This is a genomic window from Streptomyces sp. NPDC059398 (assembly GCF_042751845.1).
Classification (GTDB): domain Bacteria; phylum Actinomycetota; class Actinomycetes; order Streptomycetales; family Streptomycetaceae; genus Streptomyces.
Genome location: NZ_JBHYWP010000095.1, coordinates 11,721 through 32,248, shown reverse-complemented (window position 1 = coordinate 32,248; position 20,528 = coordinate 11,721). Strand labels below are relative to the sequence as shown.

The 20,528-nt window shown below is 72.3% G+C and carries 20 protein-coding genes and 6 tRNA genes; 11 read left to right on the top strand and 15 right to left on the bottom strand.

The features are described 5' to 3' along the window. Window positions 1-143 precede the first annotated feature (143 nt). The 3 genes from thrS to ACFXBC_RS27680 form a co-directional block, all read right to left on the bottom strand. Entirely contained in the window at window positions 144-2,120 is a 1,977-nt protein-coding gene (thrS, locus tag ACFXBC_RS27690; protein ID WP_385030077.1) for a threonine--tRNA ligase, read from the bottom strand. An 84-nt stretch (window positions 2,121-2,204) separates the two neighbouring features. After that, the gene (locus ACFXBC_RS27685) at window positions 2,205-3,476 is read right to left on the bottom strand and encodes a hypothetical protein (protein WP_385030074.1); all 1,272 of its coding nucleotides are present in this window, start codon (window positions 3,474-3,476) and stop codon (window positions 2,205-2,207) included. After that, window positions 3,476-4,042: a DUF4365 domain-containing protein gene (locus ACFXBC_RS27680; protein WP_385030071.1), complete on the bottom strand. Its 567-nt coding sequence runs from the start codon at window positions 4,040-4,042 to the stop codon at window positions 3,476-3,478. Before ACFXBC_RS27680 ends, ACFXBC_RS27685 begins: the two co-directional genes overlap by 1 nt. Before the next feature lie 182 nt (window positions 4,043-4,224). Here ACFXBC_RS27680 and ACFXBC_RS27675 point away from each other — a divergent pair, with 182 nt between their 5' ends. Then, window positions 4,225-4,950 carry a 3'-5' exonuclease gene (locus tag ACFXBC_RS27675; protein WP_385030068.1) on the top strand — a complete coding sequence of 242 codons (726 nt, stop codon included), beginning with the start codon at window positions 4,225-4,227 and terminating at the stop codon, window positions 4,948-4,950. A gap of 103 nt (window positions 4,951-5,053) precedes the next feature. On the opposite strand, the gene ACFXBC_RS27670 is transcribed toward ACFXBC_RS27675, so the two are convergent. Continuing rightward, window positions 5,054-5,125, bottom strand: a tRNA-Val gene (locus ACFXBC_RS27670). Window positions 5,126-5,476: 351 nt separating this feature from the next. On the opposite strand from ACFXBC_RS27670, the gene ACFXBC_RS27665 reads away from it, so the two are divergent. Then, complete coding sequence (locus ACFXBC_RS27665; RefSeq protein ID WP_003959770.1) at window positions 5,477-5,890, top strand: SsgA family sporulation/cell division regulator; 414 nt, start codon at window positions 5,477-5,479, stop codon at window positions 5,888-5,890. Between the two features lie 194 nt (window positions 5,891-6,084). Further along, entirely contained in the window at window positions 6,085-6,642 is a 558-nt protein-coding gene (locus ACFXBC_RS27660; protein ID WP_385030065.1) for a CGNR zinc finger domain-containing protein, read from the top strand. Window positions 6,643-6,651: 9 nt separating this feature from the next. Here the strand turns inward: ACFXBC_RS27660 and ACFXBC_RS27655 are convergent, their stop codons facing one another. Together ACFXBC_RS27655 and ACFXBC_RS27650 are read right to left on the bottom strand one after the other, a co-directional pair. Then, complete coding sequence (locus ACFXBC_RS27655; RefSeq protein ID WP_385030062.1) at window positions 6,652-6,810, bottom strand: hypothetical protein; 159 nt, start codon at window positions 6,808-6,810, stop codon at window positions 6,652-6,654. Between the two features lie 115 nt (window positions 6,811-6,925). Next, window positions 6,926-7,939 (bottom strand): LacI family DNA-binding transcriptional regulator, encoded by a 1,014-nt coding sequence (locus ACFXBC_RS27650; protein ID WP_385030059.1) that lies wholly within the window; start codon window positions 7,937-7,939, stop codon window positions 6,926-6,928. A gap of 303 nt (window positions 7,940-8,242) precedes the next feature. Between ACFXBC_RS27650 and rhaI the strand changes: the two genes are divergently transcribed. Continuing rightward, window positions 8,243-9,409 (top strand): L-rhamnose isomerase, encoded by a 1,167-nt coding sequence (gene rhaI / locus ACFXBC_RS27645; RefSeq protein ID WP_385030056.1) that lies wholly within the window; start codon window positions 8,243-8,245, stop codon window positions 9,407-9,409. Window positions 9,410-9,518: 109 nt separating this feature from the next. On the opposite strand, the gene ACFXBC_RS27640 is transcribed toward rhaI, so the two are convergent. Next, window positions 9,519-9,995, bottom strand: a complete 477-nt coding sequence (locus ACFXBC_RS27640; RefSeq protein WP_385030053.1) for a hypothetical protein — start codon at window positions 9,993-9,995, stop codon at window positions 9,519-9,521. Between the two features lie 155 nt (window positions 9,996-10,150). Here ACFXBC_RS27640 and ACFXBC_RS27635 point away from each other — a divergent pair, with 155 nt between their 5' ends. After that, entirely contained in the window at window positions 10,151-10,666 is a 516-nt protein-coding gene (locus tag ACFXBC_RS27635) for a DsbA family protein (RefSeq protein ID WP_385030050.1), read from the top strand. A gap of 56 nt (window positions 10,667-10,722) precedes the next feature. Here the strand turns inward: ACFXBC_RS27635 and ACFXBC_RS27630 are convergent, their stop codons facing one another. The 3 genes from ACFXBC_RS27630 to ACFXBC_RS27620 form a co-directional block, all read right to left on the bottom strand. Continuing rightward, complete coding sequence (locus tag ACFXBC_RS27630; RefSeq protein WP_385030047.1) at window positions 10,723-11,562, bottom strand: GNAT family N-acetyltransferase; 840 nt, start codon at window positions 11,560-11,562, stop codon at window positions 10,723-10,725. Between the two features lie 79 nt (window positions 11,563-11,641). Then, window positions 11,642-12,463, bottom strand: coding sequence for an aminotransferase class IV (locus tag ACFXBC_RS27625; RefSeq protein ID WP_385030044.1), 822 nt, complete (start codon window positions 12,461-12,463; stop codon window positions 11,642-11,644). Beyond that, a complete protein-coding gene (locus ACFXBC_RS27620; RefSeq protein WP_385030041.1) occupies window positions 12,460-13,518 on the bottom strand; it encodes a chorismate-binding protein in 1,059 nt (352 codons plus the stop codon). The genes ACFXBC_RS27625 and ACFXBC_RS27620 overlap by 4 nt, the downstream gene beginning before the upstream one ends. 146 nt (window positions 13,519-13,664) lie before the next feature. Here ACFXBC_RS27620 and ACFXBC_RS27615 point away from each other — a divergent pair. The 5 genes from ACFXBC_RS27615 (at window position 13,665) to ACFXBC_RS27595 (ending at window position 14,137) form a co-directional block, all read left to right on the top strand. Beyond that, window positions 13,665-13,737: transfer RNA gene (locus tag ACFXBC_RS27615), tRNA-Gly, on the top strand. A 38-nt stretch (window positions 13,738-13,775) separates the two neighbouring features. Next, a tRNA-Cys gene (locus ACFXBC_RS27610) sits at window positions 13,776-13,849 on the top strand. 1 nt (window position 13,850) lies between these two features. Continuing rightward, a tRNA-Val gene (locus ACFXBC_RS27605) sits at window positions 13,851-13,922 on the top strand. A gap of 32 nt (window positions 13,923-13,954) precedes the next feature. After that, a tRNA-Val gene (locus ACFXBC_RS27600) sits at window positions 13,955-14,026 on the top strand. Window positions 14,027-14,065: 39 nt separating this feature from the next. Further along, window positions 14,066-14,137: transfer RNA gene (locus ACFXBC_RS27595), tRNA-Val, on the top strand. Between the two features lie 71 nt (window positions 14,138-14,208). Here the strand turns inward: ACFXBC_RS27595 and ACFXBC_RS27590 are convergent. From ACFXBC_RS27590 to ACFXBC_RS27580, 3 genes are all read right to left on the bottom strand, one after another. Beyond that, a complete protein-coding gene (locus tag ACFXBC_RS27590; RefSeq protein ID WP_385030038.1) occupies window positions 14,209-14,499 on the bottom strand; it encodes a zf-TFIIB domain-containing protein in 291 nt (96 codons plus the stop codon). Between the two features lie 38 nt (window positions 14,500-14,537). After that, window positions 14,538-15,536, bottom strand: a complete 999-nt coding sequence (locus ACFXBC_RS27585) for a phosphotransferase family protein (protein ID WP_385030035.1) — start codon at window positions 15,534-15,536, stop codon at window positions 14,538-14,540. 390 nt (window positions 15,537-15,926) lie between these two features. After that, window positions 15,927-16,133, bottom strand: a complete 207-nt coding sequence (locus ACFXBC_RS27580) for a hypothetical protein (RefSeq protein ID WP_385030032.1) — start codon at window positions 16,131-16,133, stop codon at window positions 15,927-15,929. A gap of 698 nt (window positions 16,134-16,831) precedes the next feature. Between ACFXBC_RS27580 and ACFXBC_RS27575 the strand changes: the two genes are divergently transcribed. After that, complete coding sequence (locus ACFXBC_RS27575) at window positions 16,832-18,070, top strand: serine/threonine-protein kinase (protein WP_385030086.1); 1,239 nt, start codon at window positions 16,832-16,834, stop codon at window positions 18,068-18,070. 119 nt (window positions 18,071-18,189) lie between these two features. Here ACFXBC_RS27575 and ACFXBC_RS27570 read toward each other — a convergent pair whose 3' ends face one another. Next, window positions 18,190-19,008, bottom strand: a complete 819-nt coding sequence (locus tag ACFXBC_RS27570; RefSeq protein WP_385030029.1) for a TrmH family RNA methyltransferase — start codon at window positions 19,006-19,008, stop codon at window positions 18,190-18,192. 54 nt (window positions 19,009-19,062) lie between these two features. Then, on the bottom strand, window positions 19,063-20,292 hold the full coding sequence (gene cobA / locus ACFXBC_RS27565) for a uroporphyrinogen-III C-methyltransferase (protein ID WP_385030026.1): 1,230 nt from the start codon (window positions 20,290-20,292) through the stop codon (window positions 19,063-19,065). Between the last annotated feature and the right edge of the window lie 236 nt (window positions 20,293-20,528).

The window sequence follows — 20,528 nt, the reverse complement described above, 5'->3', positions numbered from 1 at the left end:
CGGGCCGACCGTATCTTCGCGCCGGCGACAGGGTCACCGCGAGACGCCCCGGGCCGCACGCGGCGCGGCCCCCGCAGCCCTGAGGGCGCGGGGGCCTCGCCTCGTCGGATGCCGGGCGGGGGCGGAACCGGTCCGCCCGGCGGTCAGACCTGTACGCGGTCCGCGACGGCCTGGGCGATCTTCGCGAGGGCGTCGTCCGCCGGGATGCCATTCTCCTGCGACCCGTCGCGGTAACGGAAGGAGACGGCGCCGTTGGCCATGTCCTCGTCACCCGCGATGATCATGAAGGGCACCTTGGCGCGCTGCTGGTTGCGGATCTTCTTCTGCATCCGGTCCGACGAGGCGTCCACCTCGACCCGCAGTCCCTGCTTGCGGGCCCTGGCGGCGAACTCCTGGAGGTACGGGATGTGCGCGTCGCCGATCGGGATGCCGACCGCCTGGACGGGGGCCAGCCAGACCGGGAACGCACCCGCGTAGTGCTCCAGGAGCACCGCGAAGAAGCGCTCGATGGAACCGAACAGGGCACGGTGGATCATGACCGGGCGCTGCTTGGTGCCGTCGGGGCCCGTGTACTCCAGGTCGAAGCGCTCCGGCAGGTTGAAGTCGAGCTGCACGGTCGACATCTGCCAGGTGCGCCCGATGGCGTCCTTGCACTGGACGGAGATCTTCGGCCCGTAGAACGCGGCGCCGCCCGGGTCCGGGACCAGCGGAAGGCCCTGCTTCTCGGCGACCTGGCGGAGCGTCTCGGTGGCCTCCTCCCATGCCTCGTCCGAGCCGACGAACTTCTCCGGGTCCTTGGTGGACAGCTCCAGATAGAAGTCGGTCAGGCCGTAGTCGCGCAGCAGGTTCAGGACGAAGGTCAGCGTCCTGTCCAGCTCCTCCGCCATCTGCTCCCTGGTGCAGTAGATGTGCGCGTCGTCCTGCGTGAAGCCGCGCGAACGGGTCAGGCCGTGCACCACACCGGACTTCTCGTACCGGTACACCGTGCCGAACTCGAAGAGCCGCAGCGGCAGTTCACGGTAGGAGCGGCCGCGGGCGTCGAAGATCAGGTTGTGCATGGGGCAGTTCATCGGCTTGAGGTAGTAGTCCACCCCGTCGTCGAGCTGCATGGGCGGGTACATGCCGTCCGCGTACCAGTCCAGGTGGCCGGACTTCTCGAAGAGCTTGCCCTTGGTGGCGTGCGGCGAGTAGACGAACTCGTAGCCCTCCTCCTCGTGCCGCTTGCGCGAGTAGTCCTCCATGGCGCGGCGGATGACGCCGCCCTTGGGGTGGAAGACCGCGAGGCCGGGACCGATCTCGTCCGGGAAGGAGAAGAGGTCCAGCTCGTTGCCGAGCTTGCGGTGGTCGCGCTTGGCGGCCTCCTCCAGGAACTCCAGGTGCGCCTTGAGCTCGTCCTTGGTGGGCCAGGCGGTGCCGTAGATGCGCTGGAGCATCGGGTTCTTCTCGCTGCCACGCCAGTACGCGGCGGCGTTCCGCATCAGCTTGAAGGCCGGGATGAACCGGGTGGTGGGCAGGTGCGGACCCCGGCAGAGGTCCTTCCAGCAGAGTTCACCGGTCTTCGCGTCGAGGTTGTCGTAGATGGTCAGCTCGCCGCCGCCCACCTCGACGTCCGCACCGTCCTCCGCGGAGGCGGAGCCCTTGATCCCGATGAGCTCCAGCTTGTACGGCTCGGACGCCAGCTCGGCGCGGGCGTCGTCGTCCGTCACCACACGCCGCGAGAAGCGCTGGCCGCGCTTCTGGATCTCCTGCATCTTCTTCTCGATGGCCTTGAGATCCTCGGGGGTGAACGGCCGCTCGACGTCGAAGTCGTAGTAGAAGCCGTCCTTGACCGGCGGCCCGATGCCGAGCTTCGCGTCGGGGAAGAGCTGCTGCACGGCCTGCGCCATCACATGCGCGGTGGAGTGGCGCAGGATGTCGAGGCCGTCGTCGGACGAGATCAGGACGGGCTCGACCTCGTCGCCGTCGGCCAGGGCGTAGGCCAGGTCCTTCAGCTCACCGGCCACCCGGGCCGCGACGACGGCGCGCTCGCCGGGGAAGAGCTCGGCTGCCGTAGTGCCCGTCGTCACCACGCGCTCTTCCCGCTCGGAATCGCGTTGGATGACCACACGGACGTCTGACACCGGTCTCTCCTGACTCAGGGGGTGCGCCGCCGTAGCGCGGCGCGCCTGAATCGTACCGAGACCGGGGTGTGGTTTGCGAAACGGTTAGGGCCGCCCGCTCCGGCCCCCCTCCGCGGCCTCTCCCCCGTCCGGTGCCCGCTCCCCCGCGCAGGCCTCCTCGAAGAAGTCGAGGTTCTCCTGGAGGGCCTTCATCAGCCGGTCCCGCTCCGCCTCGTCCACCTGCACCGGGGCCACCCCTTCGGCGCCGGTCAGCCTGCGGAAGCCGCCCCGGCTCTCCAGTCTGCCCCGCACCCTGACCGGCAGCCCGACCAGATGGGCGTGGCCCGCGATCCGGTACGCCTCCTCGTCGAGCACCATCCGTACGTACGGGACCTCCGCCCCGGCCAGCACCCGCAGCCGCACCGTGCCGGGGCCGCCGGGCGCCGAGCGGCGCATCCGTACCACCGCGCCCGTGACCCGCACCGGCAGCGAGGGCTCCGACCGCAGATAGCGTGCGCCGGCGGCCCGCAGCGCCGGCAGGTCGCCGGGTGAGAACCCGACCGGTTCCGGCCTGGCCGCGCACCCCTCGGGGACCCCGGCCGCCGGAGCCCAGGCCAGCGCGACCGACACCCCTTCGGTGCCCCGTACGAGTGCGACGACCGACTCGGTCAGCTCGCGGCTCACCCCGGCACGGACTGCCGCGTCGAAGGCGTCCATCCCGCCGGTCGCACGCTGGTAGTCCACCGCCTCCCTGGCGGCGTGCAGCGCGTGGTGCAGCCGGACCACGGCGGGCCTGCCCGGCTCCACGGGGACGAAGGCGGTGAGGCCGTGCCCGTCCGGGGCGGGTCCCGCCAGCACGCCGTCCAGCGCGGCTCCGGCCTGCCTGCGGTGGCGGGCGCCGTGGTAACCGGCGCTCCGGGCCGCGGCGAGCGCCCCCGCGGTGAGCATCTGGCGTGCGGCCGAACGCAGTTGCTCCTGGACGGTCCAGGGGGCCACCCCGGAGAGGCCGTCGGCCGTCTCCCGCGACCAGCGGATCTCGTCGCTCGGCACGGCCAGCGCCACCAGCACCTCGCGGGCCGAGGGCGCGGCGCAGCGGGTGAGGGCGGTCAGCGCCTCGGCGAGCAGATCCTCGCTGTCGGGGAAGGCACGGCTCTCGGGGACGAGGACGCTCGTGCCCCGGGCCGCCGGGCCCGGGGGCGTCCAGCGGGCGTAGCGGCCCGCTGCTCCGCCGCGACGGCACCAGCCGTGCCGGCCGAGGAGCGCGCCCAGTACGGCGGGGTCCACCCGCGCGGGGTCGGGGCCGTCGCCGCCGTCCCTGACCCCCGGGGCTTCGACGGGGTGGGGACGTACGGGTTCGTCGAGCGGTCGGTGCTGCATCAGGGTCTCCCTCCGGCCCCGACGCGGGTCATGATCTCGCAGAGTGCTCGGTCGTCGAATATCCGCGAGGTCGGGATCCGCACGGTGGTCCTGTGCCGGCCCGTCACCGGGTGGCCTGCCAGGTTGGTCCAGTAACAGCAGTGCCGCAGATCGAGCCGGTCGTGACCGGCCCGCAGCCACTCGTCCCGGGTCCGCGGTACCAGCATCACGACGAGGATCCTGTGCACCGAGACCGGCGTCCGGGCGAGTTTCACGAGATGGGCGTTGTCGAGCGTGAAGGAGAAGGCCCCGCCCGGCGGGTCAGGGGCGATCTGGTAGGTGCATTTCAGCTGCACCTTGATCGTCACTTCGTCGTCCACGGTGTGGTCCGGGGCTCCGTGGCTCACATGCCAGTCGATCCCGTTGTCCGGAAAGGGCTGGGACAGCGAACATCCCGAAGCGGCCGCGACCGCGTGCAGATATCCCACCTGAAAGGTCTCCATACAGGCGGTGGTGGCGAGCGAACCGCGCAGCGGCGCGAGCCGCTCGGGCACCAGGGGGCCCCGTTCGGGCTGCGTGAGCGCCATGGCTGTGGTGTGCCTTCCGGACCGCGCCGGTGCCGGGCCGGTCCATTTCCGGCGACGGGCCGTCAAGTTCTGCGGCCGTCACCTGTGTTGTCTCCGGTCGGCGTATGTCGCAAACAGCCGGGTATCACCGAATCGGGCGGATGTCGCACGCCATCTGCCAAGTGAGTGCGAGGAGTTGGGACATGCCGTGCTGGTTCGAAGGACCCCTGGCCGCTTTTGACACCGAGACGACGGGTGTGGACGTCGAGGAGGACCGCATCGTGTCCGCCGCGCTGGTCGTGCAGGACACCGCGGGCGGGCGGCCGCGCACCGTCCGCTGGCTGGTGAATCCGGGCATCCCGGTTCCCGCGGGCGCCACCGAGATCCATGGCCTGACCGATCTCCATCTGCAGCGCAACGGCCGCTGGCCGGCCCCCGTGGTGGCGGAGGTGGCCAAGGCACTGGCCGAGCAGTGCGCGGCGGGCCGTCCGCTGGTGGTCATGAACGCGCCCTTCGATCTGACCCTCCTCGACCGGGAGTTGAGGCGGCACCGCGCCTCGTCGCTCGGCCGGTACCTCGGGGAGTCACCGCTGCGGGTACTGGACCCGCGCGTCCTGGACAAACACCTGGACCGCTACCGCAAGGGCCACCGCACGCTGACGGATCTCTGCGAGCAGTACGAGGTACGGCTGGAGGGCGCCCATGACGCGGCCGCGGACGCGCTGGCCTCGCTGGAGCTCGTACGGGCGATAGGCCGCCGGTTCGCCGGACGGCTGGAGCGGCTGACACCCGGTGAGCTGCACACGCTCCAGACGACCTGGCACGCGGCGCAGGCGCGTGGCCTGCAGGCGTGGTTCACCCGGCAGGGCACACCGGAAGCGGTGGACCCGTCGTGGCCCCTGCGGCCCGAACTGTCCGCCGTGGCCTGACCGTACGGCAGGACGCGGCCGGCGCGGGGCACAAGGGCGCAGGACATGTGGGCACAGGGCATGAGAAAGGCCGGTCCGTGGTGACGGACCGGCCTGCACCCGGTGGGCGATACTGGGTTCGAACCAGTGACCTCTTCGGTGTGAACGAAGCGCTCTCCCACTGAGCTAATCGCCCGGGTGCAGGGAAAACATTACCGCATGCCCCGGGCCGTTCCGGACCACCCCGGGATCGCTCATGGATCTTGCCCGGGAGCCAGGCACCCACCCCGCCGCCCCACCCGGCCCGCGCCCCGCACCGTCACCCTCCGTGAGCACGCACCCCGATCCGGCGGACCGGCGGGAGCCGGGGCCGCCACCCCCGGCGTCACCCATTTGCCGTAACGGTACAAACTCACACTCAGCCGTACAGGGGACATCAAGAGCCACAAATCGGTCAGAGGGGTTTACAACGGCACCGTAGGTGGCATGTCGATTTCGCCGACGTGCGAATCCCCGAGCGCACACTGAGCGAAAGGCCCTGGCGCTTATGAACACCACGGTCAGCTGCGAGCTGCACCTGCGCCTCGTTGTGTCGAGCGAGTCATCCCTGCCTGTTCCCGCGGGCCTGCGGTATGACACGGCCGATCCGTATGCCGTGCATGCCACCTTCCACACCGGAGCCGAGGAGACCGTGGAGTGGGTCTTCGCCCGCGATCTCCTCGCAGAGGGTCTGCACAGGCCCACCGGCACCGGCGACGTCCGAGTCTGGCCGTCGCGCAGTCACGGTCAGGGCGTGGTCTGCATCGCCCTGAGCTCCCCGGAGGGAGAAGCCCTGCTCGAAGCCCCTGCGAGGGCCCTGGAGTCGTTCCTCAAGCGAACCGACGCTGCCGTGCCACCCGGCACGGAGCACCGCCACTTCGACCTCGACACCGAGCTCTCGCACATCCTGGCCGAGAGCTGAGCCAGGACACGAGAGGCCCGGCGCCGTCCGACTCGGGGCGACGGCGCCGCGCAGACAACGACATAGGCCGGAAGCCGGGCGCCGTGCCCGCGGAATCCACCGCGGGGGCGGCGCCCCGGTGTGCAGGGGGCGGGAGCGACTAGAGTCGGCCAGCATCGGCGGGCGCCGGCCCGCCGCAGGCCAGGGAGCGCATCGTGCTGATCCCCCACGACACCCGGATCGCCCTCAACGTGGTGGTCGGTCTGGTGAACACCGCTCCCGAGGGCGCGGCCACCGACCCCCTCGCCGACATCGACGGGCTGTACGCCTTCGTGCGCGACTACGACCTGAGCGGCGTGGGGCGGCTCGACGAGGGCGACCGGCAGGCCGTCATCAGGGTGCGCCGGCAGTTCGCCGATGTCTTCGCGGCCCCCGGCCCCCGTGCTGCGGCCGCGCTGGTCAACCAGCTCGTCGCAGCCGCGGGCACCACTCCGCAGCTCACCGACCACGACGGCTACGACTGGCATGTGCACTACTTCGCACCGGGCGCCTCGGTCGCCGACCACCTGGCGGCCGACTGCGGCATGGCGCTCGCCTTCATCGTCGTCGCGGGCGAACAGGAGCGGCTCCGCCGCTGCGAGGCACCGGACTGCGGACACGCCTTCGTCGATCTCTCACGGAACCGCTCCCGCCGGTACTGCGACAGCCGCACCTGCGGCAACCGCCTCCATGTCGCCGCCTACCGCGCCAGGCGGAAAGCGGCAGCGGACTGACCTCCGCCCTCACAGCAGGAACAGATCGTGCACGGCCGCCATGAACAGCAGACAGCAGATCACCCCGAGGAAGATCATCAGGGGCGGCTGGGAGAGCGCGAAGAGGCAGCCACGCGGCTCGGGGGCAGGGGTGGGGACGGCGGCATCGTCCCGGGAGGTATCCGGCATCTCGGGCCGATGATGACGTAGCGCAGCCGTTTTCGCTGACCAACACGCATATTTCGGCAGCGAGTTCGCTGGATCCCGTGACAGCCCGTCCGGTCGTGTGTGCCCCGGCCGGACGTCAGTGCGGCAGAATGCTCGACGCCCGGACGACCAGCTCGGGCTGGAGCATGACACCGCGGTGCAGATGTTCGCCCTCGCCCGCGTATCCGGCCTCCTCCAGCAGGAGTTCGGCAGCCATCCGCCCCATCAGCACCGCGGGCTGGCGTACCGATGTCAGCGGTACGGCGGCGGCCGCGGCGAACTCGATGTCGTCGTAGCCGACGATGGCCATGTCCTGCGGCACCCTGACGCCCGCCGCGTACAGCGACTGGAGCACGCCGAGCGCCAGCAGGTCGTTCACACAGAAGACGGCCGTCGGCCGCGGCGCCAGACCGACCAGCCGCGCACCCGCGTCCCGGCCCGCCGCCACGTCGAGCCGGCCCGTGGAGATCTCCACCAGGGCCTCCGGCGGGAGCCCCGCCTCGTCGAGCGCGGCCAGCGCACCCTTCCTGCGGTCCTGGATCTGGCGCAGCTCCGGCGGCCCGGTGACGAAGGCGATCGACCGGTGTCCGGCGGCGACGAGGTGGCGTACGGCCAGCGTTCCGCCGTGGACGTCGTCGACCGAGACCGCGCAGGAGGCGCCGCCGGACGCCACCCGGTCGACCAGGACGGAGGGGATGCCGTGCCGGCCGAACTCCTCCAGGCTCCTGCCCGTCGGGTCGGCCGGGGTGACCAGCACGCCCAGCACCCGCTGCTCGGCGAAGAGCGAGAGATAGGCGGCCTCCTCCGCCGCGCTCTGGTCGCTGTTGCAGACCATGACGCCGAGCCCGGCCGCGCGGGCGGCCCGTTCGGCGCCGCGTGCGATGTCCACGAAGAAGGGGTTGCCCATGTCGAGCACGAGGAGCGCCACGATCCTGCTGCTGCCCGCCCTCAGCTGTCTGGCCGACTCACTCCGTACGTAACCGAGTTCGGCGATGGCCGCCTGCACCCGGGCCCGGGTCTCCGGTGAGACGGATGCGGGCCTGTTGATGACGTTGGACACGGTGCCGACCGAGACGCCCGCACGTCTGGCCACGTCCTTGATGCCTGCCACGTCTGTCCCACCTGCTGTACCTGGCTGTGTCCGGGCCCGGCCCGGGTGGTGTCCGGCTGCCCGCACGGAGTGCGCTCATCGTACGGTCGCGCCCCCGCCGCGGCGAGACGGGTGGAGCGCCGGGCTCGGCGGACATGTCCGGCGCCCGCTCCTGGCTGCCGAGAGCCCGTTCCCGGCAGCCGGGCCGACCTTACGGTGAATTGATTCAAACCACCGTAGCCCCGCGATGTGTCAAGGGTTGACGCGGTTGTGCGCCCCCACTAGCTTACCGCTCAATGAATCGATTCATTGAAGGGGTTGGGCATGTCCGGACTCTCGGCCGTGAGGGCCGCGCTGGTTTCGCAGACGATCGAGACCCCGTCCTGGGGGTACGGGAACTCCGGTACCCGGTTCAAGGTCTTCGCCCAGCCCGGCGTGCCCCGTGACCCCTTCGAGAAGCTGGACGACGCCGCGCAGGTCCACGCCTTCACCGGGGTGGCCCCCCGGGTCTCCCTGCACATCCCCTGGGACCGGGTGGACGACTACGCCGCACTCGCCGCGTACGCGAAGGAGCGCGGGCTGACGCTCGGCGCGGTCAACTCCAACGTCTTCCAGGACGACGCCTTCAGGCTGGGATCGGTGACCCACCCCGACGCGGCGGTCCGGCGCAAGGCGGTCGCGCACCTGCTGGAGTGCGTCGGCATCATGGAGGAGACCGGCTCGTCCGATCTGAAGCTGTGGTTCTCGGACGGCACCAACTACCCCGGGCAGGACGATGTGTCCGCCCGCCAGGACCGGCTCGCCGAGGCGCTGGCCACCGTGTACGAGCGGCTGGGTGACGGCCGCCGGATGCTGCTGGAGTACAAGCTCTTCGAGCCCGCCTTCTACGCCACGGATGTCCCCGACTGGGGCACGGCGTACGCCCACTGCCTGAAGCTCGGGCCGAAGGCGAAGGTCGTCGTGGACACCGGGCACCACGCACCGGGCACCAATATCGAGTTCATCGTCGCCGTGCTGCTGCGGGAGGGCAAGCTCGGGGCCTTCGACTTCAACTCACGCTTCTACGCCGACGACGATCTGATGGCGGGGGCCGCCGACCCCTTCCAGCTGTTCCGGATCATGCACGAGGTGGTCAGGAACGGCGGTCTGGAACCGGCCGCCCGGGTCAACTTCATGCTCGACCAGTGCCACAACATCGAGGCCAAGGTCCCGGCCGTCATCCGGTCGGTGATGAACGTCCAGGAGGCCACGGCCAAGGCGCTCACCGTCGACGCCGACGCACTCGGCGCAGCGCAGCGCTCGGGGGACGTGCTCGGCGCGAACGCGGTGCTGATGGATGCGTACAACACCGACGTCAGGCCGCTGCTCGCCGGGATCCGCGAGGAGAACGGGCTGCACCCCGATCCGGTCGCGGCCTATCTGGCATCCGGCCGGCAGGAGCGGATCGCCGCCGAGCGGGTGGGCGGCACCCAGGCCGGGTGGGGGGCCTGAGCGGCCGGACGGGGGCCTGAGCCCGGGGCCCGGGTCCACCGCGCACCGCCCGGGACTCCGTGCGCCGCGCGATCGGCTGCCGTCGCGACTTCGCGGCCACGGCCAGCGGTCAGATGCCGTGCTTCTTGAGGATCGCCTCGATGTCGGAGAAGTCCTCGGTGGGCGCGGGAGCCTTCGGTGCGTCGGCCTTGCCCTGCGGCGCGGGCCGCGCGCCGGTGGTCTGCGGCTGCGCTCCGGTACGGCCCGGCAGCGGGGCAGCGGGAGCCGCGGGGGCCACCGCTTCGGGCTCGGCGGCCCTGGCAGCCGTCTTCCGTTCCTTGCGGGTGCCGCCGGAGCGGCGCTCGACCGTCCTGGTGATCATGAACAGCAGCCAGGCGACCGCGAGCATCCCGAAGCCGAGCCAGACCGACGGATTGAACACGATGTCGGCCACCCAGCCGACGACGCCGGTCAGCACAAGGCCCACCGGGACCAGCGCATACGCGAAAATACGGGTCGCCGACAGGAAGCGTTTGCGGTACGCCGTGATCGCGGCGATGCCCAGCCCCGCCGCGGACACCGCGGAACAGACGGTCTCGGCAATCATCCGGTCTCCTCCAGCCAAAGGTTCGCTTCCCCTCCATCCTGCACCGGAGTGGGGTGCGGGGGCCACGTCCTGGGCGGACCTCAGGGAGAACTCGGGGGAGGATCCTCCTCAGGTCCCGGTTGGGCGGTACCGCGTACGGCTGGGAGACTGGCGCCATGAGTGACTCCTCCGCCTCCCGCCGTGTCGTCCTGGACGTCTGGTGCGAGCTCCAGTGCCCCGACTGCCGCAGCGCCCTGGACGACGTACGCGCGCTGCGCGCCCGCTACGGCGACCGTCTCGACCTGCGGCTGCGCCACTTCCCGCTGGAGAAGCACCGGCACGCCTACGCGGCGGCCCAGGCGGCCGAGGAGGCGTTCGAGCAGGGGCAGGGCTGGCCGTACACCGAGGCCGTACTCGCCCGCACCGAGGAGCTGGCCGCCCGGGGCGAGCCCGTGCTGCTGGAGGCCGCCGGTGAACTCGGCCTGGACGCGGACGAGTTCGACACGGTACTGATCGACGGCCGGCACACACTGACCGTCGACGCCGACCAGGCCGAGGGCAAGGCGATCGGCGTCACCGGCACCCCGACCTATGTCATCGGCGGCGAACGGCTGGACGGCGGCAAGAGCCAGGAAGGTCTGCGCGAGCGGATCGAGGAGATCGCCGACCGGCTGCTCGCCGCCGGGGAGTGAGGCACCTCGGGCCCGGGGACACCGCAGGCCCCGGGTCGCCTCGGCTACGGGAGATCTCAGAGCAGCCGCTTGCCGTAGAAGTGCTCCACCGGCCGGTAGCCGAGTGAGGCGTAGAGCCGTACCGCCGGGGTGTTGGCCGTCAGCACGTTCAGCTTGATCAGCCGCGCCCCGGCCGCCAGCGCCTCGCGCTCGGCGAGCAGCATAAGGGAGCGTCCGTGCCCCCGCCCGCGGTGTTCCTCGGCGACTTCGACGTCGAAGACGAAGGCCCCGCGTCCGCCGGGGCCGAGCTCTGTCCCGGCGATCCAGACGTGCCCGACCACGCGGCCGTCCTCGACCAGGACATCGATGACCGCACCGGGGGTCGCCAGGCCGTCGGGAAGGTTGTCGCGGTGGTCGGCCTCGGACTTGGCGCGTGCACGGGCCTCCGTCAGGCCCCGCTCGACCCAGGTCCGTGCGTAGCCGGCGACCGCGTCGGCCAGCCACACCCGGAACTCGTCCTCGCTCATCCGGCGGCCCTCGACACCCGCGGGCAGTTCCGGCGGCCGCGCGGGGAGTTCCTTCATCAGGTGGCTGTTGTGGAGCGTGTAGCCGAGGGCATCGGCCATCCGCAGGGCGGCCGCGGCGTCGGCGAGCACGGCGATGCGTACCTGTGCGCAGCCCCAGCCGCGCAGCACTTCCTCGGCGGCGAGCGCGGCGACGGTTCCCCGGCCGCGCCCCCGGTCCTGCTCCTCGATCCGCAGCCCGCCGATCACACCGCAGACCGGCCCGTACGTCTGGTCCGTACGGAGGTCGACCGCGCCCACCGGCCGGCTGTTCACGCGGACCTCGTAGGAGCGTGCCTTGGCGCCGTCCGCGCCCTGCTGAAGCGGCCCGGTCGGCCGCAGAGTCGTGGTCACCAGGCGAGTTGTACCCGCCCGGCGGCCGCACGTCATCCGCGCTGCCGTGAAAACGGCTCAGGGTCGCCGCGCGTACGCCTCAGGGGTCCAGCCGCTGCGCCGCGCGCTCGTCCCAGATCCGCATGGCCTTCGCGGTCACCGGGCCGGGTGCGTCGGCCAGTTGGCGCCCGTCGATCCGGTGGACGGCCTGTACGTCGCGGAGCGTCGAGGTCAGGAAGATCTCATCGGCCCGCTCCAGGACGTCCAGCGGCAGTTCGGTCTCCCGCGCTCCGGTCCACTCCACAGCCAGTGCCCGGGTGATACCGGCCAGACAGCCCGATGCGAGCGGCGGGGTGTGCAGTTCGCCCTCGATCACGACGAAGACGTTGGAGCCCGTGCCCTCGCAGAGCGCGCCCGTGGTGTTGGCGAACAGCGCCTCCGTCGCACCCTGTTCGTGCGCCCGCGCGAGCGCGACGACGTTCTCCGCGTACGAGGTGGTCTTCAGCCCGGCCAGCGCGCCGCGCTCGTTGCGCGTCCAGGGGACGGTGACCGCGGCGGTGGTGTCGGGGCGGCGCGTGGTCCCGCCCAGGGCGACGACCAAGGTCGGGCCCGCGTCGCCGCGGTCGGAGCCGAGCGGCGAGAGCCCGCCGGTGTACGTGATCCGCAGCCGGCCGAGCGCCACCGGGTCGGCTTCGAGCACGGCCGTGCAGGCGCGGCGCACCTCGTCCAGGTCGGGGGCGGGCAGGCCGAGACCCCGGGCCGAGCGGGCCAGCCGGTCCAGGTGCCGGGTGAGCGCGAAGGGGCGCCCCCCGGTCGCCTTGACGGTCTCGAAGATGCCGTCGCCCACGGTCAGCCCGTGGTCGAGGACCGAGACCAGCGCGGTGTCCGCGTCCCGCAGCCCGCCGTTGACCCAGATCTTCATGGAGTGGTCCTTCCGGTCGTCTCTTTCGCCCCGGACGCTATCGCGAGGAGGCGGCCGGCCTTGAGTTCCGTCTCGTCCCATTCGCGTGCCGGGTCGGAGCCCCAGGTGATCCCGGCGCCGGTGCCGAAGCGCAGGACCGGCCCGCGGCCGTCGGTGCGGTCGATCCAGAACGTCCGGATACCGACCGCCAGCTCGGCCGTGCCGCGGTCGGCGTCGACCCAGCCGACGGCCCCGCAGTACGGCCCGCGCTCCGCGGTCTCCAGCGCCCCGATGATGCGCAGCGCACTCGACTTGGGCGCCCCGGTCACCGAGCCCGGCGGGAAGGTGTCCGCGAGGAGGCGGCTCCACCCCACTCCATCGGCCAGCTCCCCGCGGACCGTGGAGACGAGGTGGACGAGACCGGGGTGCTGCTCGACCGCGCAGAGCTGCGGCACATCCACCGAGCCGGTGGCACAGACCCGGCCGAGATCGTTGCGGACGAGGTCCACGATCATCACGTTCTCCGCGTGGTCCTTCTCCAGCAGGTCGGCGGCGGTGCGCCCGGTCCCCTTGATCGGGCCGGACTCCACGGTCCGCCCCGAGCGGCGCAGATACAGCTCGGGCGACGCGGTGGCGATCTCGACACCGTGGGCGGGCAGCCGGATCGTCCCGGCGTAGGGTGCCGGGTTGCCACGGGCGAGCAGAGCGGTCAGGGCGTCGATGTCGGCAGCTGCGGAATCGGGCAGCGGGGCTGTGAGGACCCGGCAGAGGTTGGCCTGGTAGACCTCGCCATCGGCGATCCGCGCGCGGATGCGGCGGACCCCGGCCGTGTACGCGTCGCGGTCGAGCGAGGACGTCCAGTCACCGGCGGCCGGCCCCTGCCACCGCCCGGGGAGCGCCGCCGGCACCGGTTCCTCGCGTACGTCTCCGAAGCGGGCGCAGACGATCCCGCCCTCGAAATCCGCGGCCACCGCCCAGAAGCCCGCGGAGTCCAGGGCGGCCGGGTCGCTGGTGACATCGCGCAGGTCACGGGCGACGCGGCCGCCGAAGCGGGCAAGTGGAGTGAGGCGGTGCACACCGGCGAGTCTAGGACGGGCCGCCGGAAAGCCGCTCCGGTGCGAACGCACCGCAGCACGCTGCGCAAACGCGTTTTTGTGCTGGCCCGGGAATCCGCTAGAGTTCAACATGTCGCCGGGGCGCGCAAACGCCCCGGGAATGACAAGCGGACGTAGCTCAGTTGGTAGAGCGCAACCTTGCCAAGGTTGAGGTCGCCAGTTCGAACCTGGTCGTCCGCTCGCAGAACCGGGGGATCTTCCCGAACCCCCGTGCTCCTGGTGGAGTGGCCGAGAGGCGAGGCAACGGCCTGCAAAGCCGTCTACACGGGTTCAAATCCCGTCTCCACCTCCAAGGACGATTAGCTCAGCGGGAGAGCGCTTCCCTGACACGGAAGAGGTCACTGGTTCAATCCCAGTATCGTCCACTGGATCCCTGCTTCGGCCGGGTTTCCGTCCCGCGCGATTAGCTCAGCGGGAGAGCGCTTCCCTGACACGGAAGAGGTCACTGGTTCAATCCCAGTATCGCGCACGCAGTAACGCTGTTCGGAAATGCTGTACGAACGATCCCGCGCGATTAGCTCAGCGGGAGAGCGCTTCCCTGACACGGAAGAGGTCACTGGTTCAATCCCAGTATCGCGCACCGGATGAGAAACCCCCGGCCGTCTCCACGGCCGGGGGTTTTCTGTTGTTCCCGGCTCCTGTCCCCCTTGGTCAGGAGGAGAAGAGCATGTGGCCGAAGCCCCTGTTGTGGTGGCCGTGATGGCCCCCGTGGTGACCGCCGTAGTGGCCGCCGTGCTGCTGCGGGGCGCCCCATACCGGCGCCTGCGGCGGGGCCGGGTACGCCTGTGGCGGCGGCTGCTGGCCCCACTGGGCCTCAAGACTGGTCAGCGACTCCAGCTCCCCGTAGTCGAGGAATATCCCCCGGCAGCCGCTGCACTGCTCGATCTGGACGCCACTGCGGTTGTATGTGTGCATCGGGGCATGGCACTTGGGACACTGCATCGGTACGACTCCTCGCCGTCGGATCAGGACGGCTCACCCTACGACGCCGCTCCGGGCGCCAACTCGGCCGGGACACCGGCGATTCGGGCACACGAGTCGAGCATCATCCGCTCGGCACCGTCCAGCGGTCTGCCTGCGGCCGCCGACTTGGCCAGGGCGAGAGCGGCGGCCTGGACGGTCAGCGTCCTTGCGGGTACGTCCAGTTCGGGCCAGGGGTCGCCGTCGGAGCACACGGCCGGACCGCCGGCCGCCCGGTACGCGGCGAGGAACCGCGCCCAGGTGCCGGGCGCCAGCAGCCCGGCCGCGTACCAGGCGGCGGGACGGGCCAGATCCCAGGCGGGTTCGCCCAGGCCGAGATCGTCCACGTCGATCAGCTGCCAGGGTCCCCCGTCGACCGGATGCCGGACGAGCTGGCCGAGGTGCAGATCGCCGTGGCAGAGGAAGGAGCCCCGGGGTGCGGGCGCCTCGTCGCGGGCCCAGCCCGGCAGACCGTGCCAGGCTCTCAGTACGGGCTCCGCCGCCGGCCCGGGGTCCGCCGCCCGCATCCGGGCCAGCGCACGGGCCGCCTTGGCCGGGCCCCGCATCGGGGGCAGCGGACCGGGCAGCGCGGCGGGCTCCACCGAGTGCAGCCGGGCGAGCAGCGCTGCGGCCTCCTCCCAGGGCGCGGCGTCCGGGGCCTCGGGGTCGACGGGCGCGCCGCGGGGCCACACCGTGAGGACCTCCGGTCCGGCCGTGCCACCTACGGGTCCGCCGAGCGGCGGCAGCAGGACGCCCGCCAGGAGCGGATGGGCGGCGACCCCCACCCGTACCGCGAGCGCCGCCCGGTCCGTGTCGGCCGCGTGCGCCTTGGCCACTGCGGAGCCGTGCCGCACGACGGCGCCGTCCGGGCGGTCGGTGAGGACGGTCGCCGCGCGGCCGCAGTCGGGGCACGGTGCGTGCGTGGGGTGCCCGTCGCGGCTGGGGGGCCGGTCGCCGTTGGGGTGGGCGGCGCGATCGGCGGCGGCGGCGAGCACGCGTATCCGGGCGGTTGCGGTCATGGTCTCCCCGTCGGTGGGCCGGTCGCGGGCCGGTGGTGGGCCCGTGCGGGCGCTTACGACAGGCCAGTAGTGAGGGAAGCAGGCCGGTGGTGGGGCCTGCCGCAGCGGGTGGTGAGGGAAGCAGGCGGGTGGTGGGGCCTGCCGCAGCGGGTGGTGAGGGAAGCAGGCGGGTGGTGGGGCGGCATTCGGCCGGTCTGTGGCGGGAGTGTCTGGGCGGGAGTCCGCGTGATGCCCGGTCCCGGGGTGAACGGCGCGGCCCCGGACAGCGCGATGTCCGGCCAGCTCCCCAGCTGACCGGACAAACGCTGCCGTCCGCCGCACCCCCGTCCCCACGGGGTTGTTGGCCGGATGTCCCTGGCCCGGACCGCTCTCCCGGACCCGGGGCGCCGCTCAGCGCCCCAGCATCACGCCCACGGACGACGCCTGTGTGACCACTGCCTGCCAGCCTCCGAAGACGAACATCAGCAGTGCGGCGAGGGGAAGGACCATGGCGGTCGCCACCAGCGGGTGACGGGTACCGGAGCTGCGGGCGCCGAGCGCGGTGTACGCCCTTCGCCCCTGCGTGCGGAGCACCGTCCGCGCTGCGGTGTCGGCCATGGTCCCGGGTCCCTCTCCTGTCGGTTCGGCAAGCGGCGAGTGCTGACCTCGGGGGACGAGTGCTGCACCCGCCGCTTGACCTCAAATCTAGGGGCGGGAAGGGAGGCGGTCGTCATGCCCGCGTACCGAATACCGGGCCTCCAGGAGGATGAGCCTCCGCGTGTCGGACTACTCCCCTGGGTGGAGAACCCGGCAGTACGCCTGCGGGACTTCCCCGAGGGAGCGCCGCCCGGGGACGACCGGGGAACGGCGCCCCCGCACGCCGGCCGTCCGCGCCCGCGTCCGCCGCCCGGCGAACCGGAGGGCAGCGCTCCGCGATGCCGGGCGGGCCGTGGCCAAGGGGCCCGGGAGGTGCCCGAGCGGGTGACTTCACTCACTTCCGGTGGCCCTCCGCAGGGCCTTGTGACCGCCTGCCGTCCTGGCCCGGCGGCCTCCGCGGACGGGGTGCGGACGGTGTCCGGTGTACCCGTGCCCCGTACCGGCCGACCGCCGGAGAGGGGCCCAATATGCCTTCTGCGGAGGGCCTTTGGGATCCGCTCCGGCCCAAGGTGGCCGGAGGGGCCGGGAGGTGACCGCGCCTCACCACGAGCCGCCGGGGAGGGTAACCGATCCGGGCGAGAGGGCGCGGCCTATGAGCACACCTGCCCGCGGGTACGTAAGCTGTGCCTCGTCAGACGGACCGGGCAGCGGGGATGGACATGACGATGATGCGGCTCCGGCGCGAGGATCCGCGTGTCGTCGGCTCGTTCAGGCTTCACCGGCGGCTGGGCGCGGGCGGCATGGGTGTCGTCTACCTCGGCTCCGACCGGCGGGGGCAGCGGGTGGCGCTCAAGGTGATCCGGCCGGATCTGGCCGAGGACCAGGAGTTCCGGTCGCGGTTCGCCCGTGAGGTGTCGGCGGCCCGGCGGATCAGGGGCGGGTGCACGGCCCGGCTGGTCGCGGCCGATCTGGAGGCCGACCGCCCGTGGTTCGCGACCCAGTACGTACCCGGTCCTTCCTTGCACGACAAGGTGGCCGACGAAGGGCCGCTGTCCGCCGCCGATGTGGCCTCCATCGGGGCCGCGCTCTCCGAGGGGCTCGTGGCGGTCCATGAGGCCGGGGTCGTCCACCGCGACCTGAAGCCGTCGAACATCCTGCTCTCGCCGAAGGGCCCCCGGATCATCGACTTCGGTATCGCCTGGGCGACCGGGGCGAGCACCCTCACCCACGTCGGTACGGCGGTCGGCTCACCGGGGTTCCTGGCGCCCGAGCAGGTACGCGGTGCCACGGTCACCCCGGCGACGGATGTCTTCGCGCTGGGCGCCACTCTCGCCTACGCGGCGACGGCCGACTCGCCGTTCGGACACGGCAGTTCCGAGGTGATGCTCTACCGCGTGGTGCATGAGGAGCCGCATCTGTACGACGTGCACGACGCCCTGGCGCCCCTGGTGCGGGCCTGCCTCGCCAAGGATCCCGAGGACCGCCCCTCCACCCTCCAACTGTCCATGCGGCTCAAGGAGATCGCCGCCCGGGAGGCGCAGGGGCTCTCCGAGGGCCGGACGCCGGCGCAGCGCCGCGAGCAGGAGGCGGACCGGCCCACGGGGCGGATCGCCGCGCCGCCGACCGAGCAGCACGCTCCGCCGCGCCGCGCGGATGGCGCACAGACCCCCAGGCCGCACGGCTCCAGGCCGCAGACGCCGAGACCGCCCGCGCCACGCCCCGGGGCGCCCCGCCCGGCGGGGTCGCACGGTGGCTCCCGGCCGGGGCCGCCGCGTGGCGCCACCCGGTCGGCGGGCCGTACGGGCAGCCGCACCGGGCCGAGGTCGGGCACCGGGCGGCCGACGTCGGCCGGCCGCAGGACCGGGCCCAGCCCGCGGATGATGCGGCAGCGGCTGATCGTCTTCGTCGTGGTGACGCTGATCGTCCTGCTCGGAATCGCGGCAGCGCAGCAGTTCTGAGGGCGGTCCGGTCGGCCGTACTTCACACCGGCCCGGTCGGCCGTACTCCACCGGCCCGGTCCCCCGCGCCCCTGTCCGGCATCACGGCCGGGCGGACCGGGATACGGATACGGGTCGCGTCAGCTCTGCGGGCGGCCCGTCGCCACCGCGTAGAAGGCGACGGCAGCGGCGGCGCCCACGTTCAGCGAGTCCACGCCGTGCGCCATCGGGATCCGTACCCATTCGTCAGCCGCGACGAGCGCCTGGGTCGACAGCCCTTCGCCCTCCGCGCCGAGCATCAGCGCGACCCGGTCGACCCGGTGCGGTGCGGCCTCGTCGATATCCGACGCCTTCGCGTCGGGGGTGAGGGCGAGCAGCTTGAAGCCCGCTTCCCGCACGGTCTCCAGGCCCCTGGGCCAGGATTCGAGACGGGCGTAGGGCACCGAGAAGACCGCGCCCATGGAGACCTTGACGGAGCGCCGGTAGAGCGGGTCGGCGCAGTCCGGCGAGAGCAGTACCGCGTCCATGCCGAGCGCCGCGGCGCTGCGGAAGATCGCGCCGATGTTGGTGTGGTCGTTGACCGACTCCATGACGACGATCTTGCGGGTCCTGGCGAGGAGTTCGTCGGAGCTCGGGAGCGGCTTGCGCTGCATGGAGGCGAGGGCGCCGCGGTGCACGTGGTAGCCGGTGACCTGTTCGGCGAGGTCGGGGCTGACGGCGTACACCGGGGCCGGGACCTCGTCGATGACGTCCCGCATCACGTCGACCCACTTGGCCGACAGCAGCATCGACCGCATCTCGTAACCGGCGAGCCTGGCCCGGCGGATGACCTTCTCACCCTCGGCGATGAAGAGGCCCTCGACGGGTTCGCGCCTGCGCCGGAGTTCGACGTCGGTGAGGCCCGTGTAGTCACGCAGGCGCGGGTCATCGGGGTCATCGACAGTGATGAGATCAGCCACAGGGTGATACTGCCTTGTCCTGGTCGGGGTGCCAACGGCTGGGCACGGAACGGTTCATGGGCGGTCGTACGGCGGCCCGACCCGGACGACCGGGCCGATGACGATGACGGCGGGCGGGCGCACCCCTTCGGACCTGGCCGTCTCCCCCACGCTCGCGAGTGTCGCGTCGACCCGGCGCTGGGCGGTCGTGGTGCCCTCCTGGACGAGCGCCACGGGGGTGTCCGGGCTCTTGCCGTGGGCGATCAGGGCATCGGCGATGGCGCCGATCTTGTCGACCCCCATCAGTACGACGAGGGTGCCGCGCAGCGTGGCGAGGGCGGCCCAGTCGACCAGCGACCTCTCGTCGTCGGGGGCCACATGGCCGCTGACGACCGTGAACTCATGGGCGACACCGCGGTGGGTCACCGGGATCCCGGCGGCTCCCGGGACGCTGATGGAGCTGGAGATTCCCGGTACCACGGTGCACGCGATGCCCGCGGCGGCGAGCGCCTCGGCCTCCTCCATCCCCCGGCCGAAGACGAACGGGTCGCCGCCCTTGAGCCGTACGACGGCCTTTCCGGCCCTGGCGTGCTCGACGAGCGCGTTGTTGATGGCTTCCTGGGCCATGAACCGGCCGTACGGGATCTTCGCGGCGTCGATGACCTCGACGTGCGGGGGCAGTTCGTCGAGCAGGTCGCGCGGGCCGAGCCGGTCGGCGATGACGACGTCCGCCTCGGCGAGGAGACGCCGTCCGCGCACGGTGATCAGGTCGGGGTCGCCGGGACCGCCGCCGACCAGGGCGACGCCGGCGCCGCGGCCGCGCTGGCGCGGCGCGAGCGTTCCGTCCCGCAGGCCCTCCACGACGGCGTCCCGCACGGCTGCCGAACGACGCGGGTCATGGCCGGTGAGAACGGCGACGGTCACGCCTTCGCTGCGCCCGGTGGCGGGTGTCCAGGCGGTGGCAGCGGCGGCGTCGTCGCTCCGTACGCACCAGACGCGGTGCTGCTCTGCCTCGGCCGACGCCGTTTCGTTGGCCGCGGTGTCGCCGGTCGCGATCAGTACGTACCAGGCCCCGGCCAGGTCGCCTTCCGCGTAACGCCGCCGCTCCCAGGTGATCTCGCCCGCCGAGACCATGGCCTCGACCGAGGGGGTGGCGGACGGCGAGACGAGCCGGACGTCGGCGCCGGCCGCGATGAGCGCGGGCAGCCGGCGCTGGGCGACCTGGCCGCCGCCGATGACGACGACGCGCCGGCCGGAGAGACGGAGTCCTACGGGGTAGGCGGGGTGATCGGCGTGCTCGGCCATGGCGTGGCGGGCTCCTCGCGCGGGGAGTGGGGCTGCGTCTTCGTACCGCTGCGACGGCGAAGCGGCTGGTGGGAGTGGGGTCGGCTCCCCGGGACACTGTACGGTCCTGGGCGGCCAGGACGGATCCGAGGGGGGGGGGGGGGTCTGTGCGCCCCCCCCCCCCCCCCCCACCCCCCCGCCAGGCTCGCTCGCGCACGCCCCGGCGCGCGGGGGGCCAGCGACGAGGTCTCGCGCCG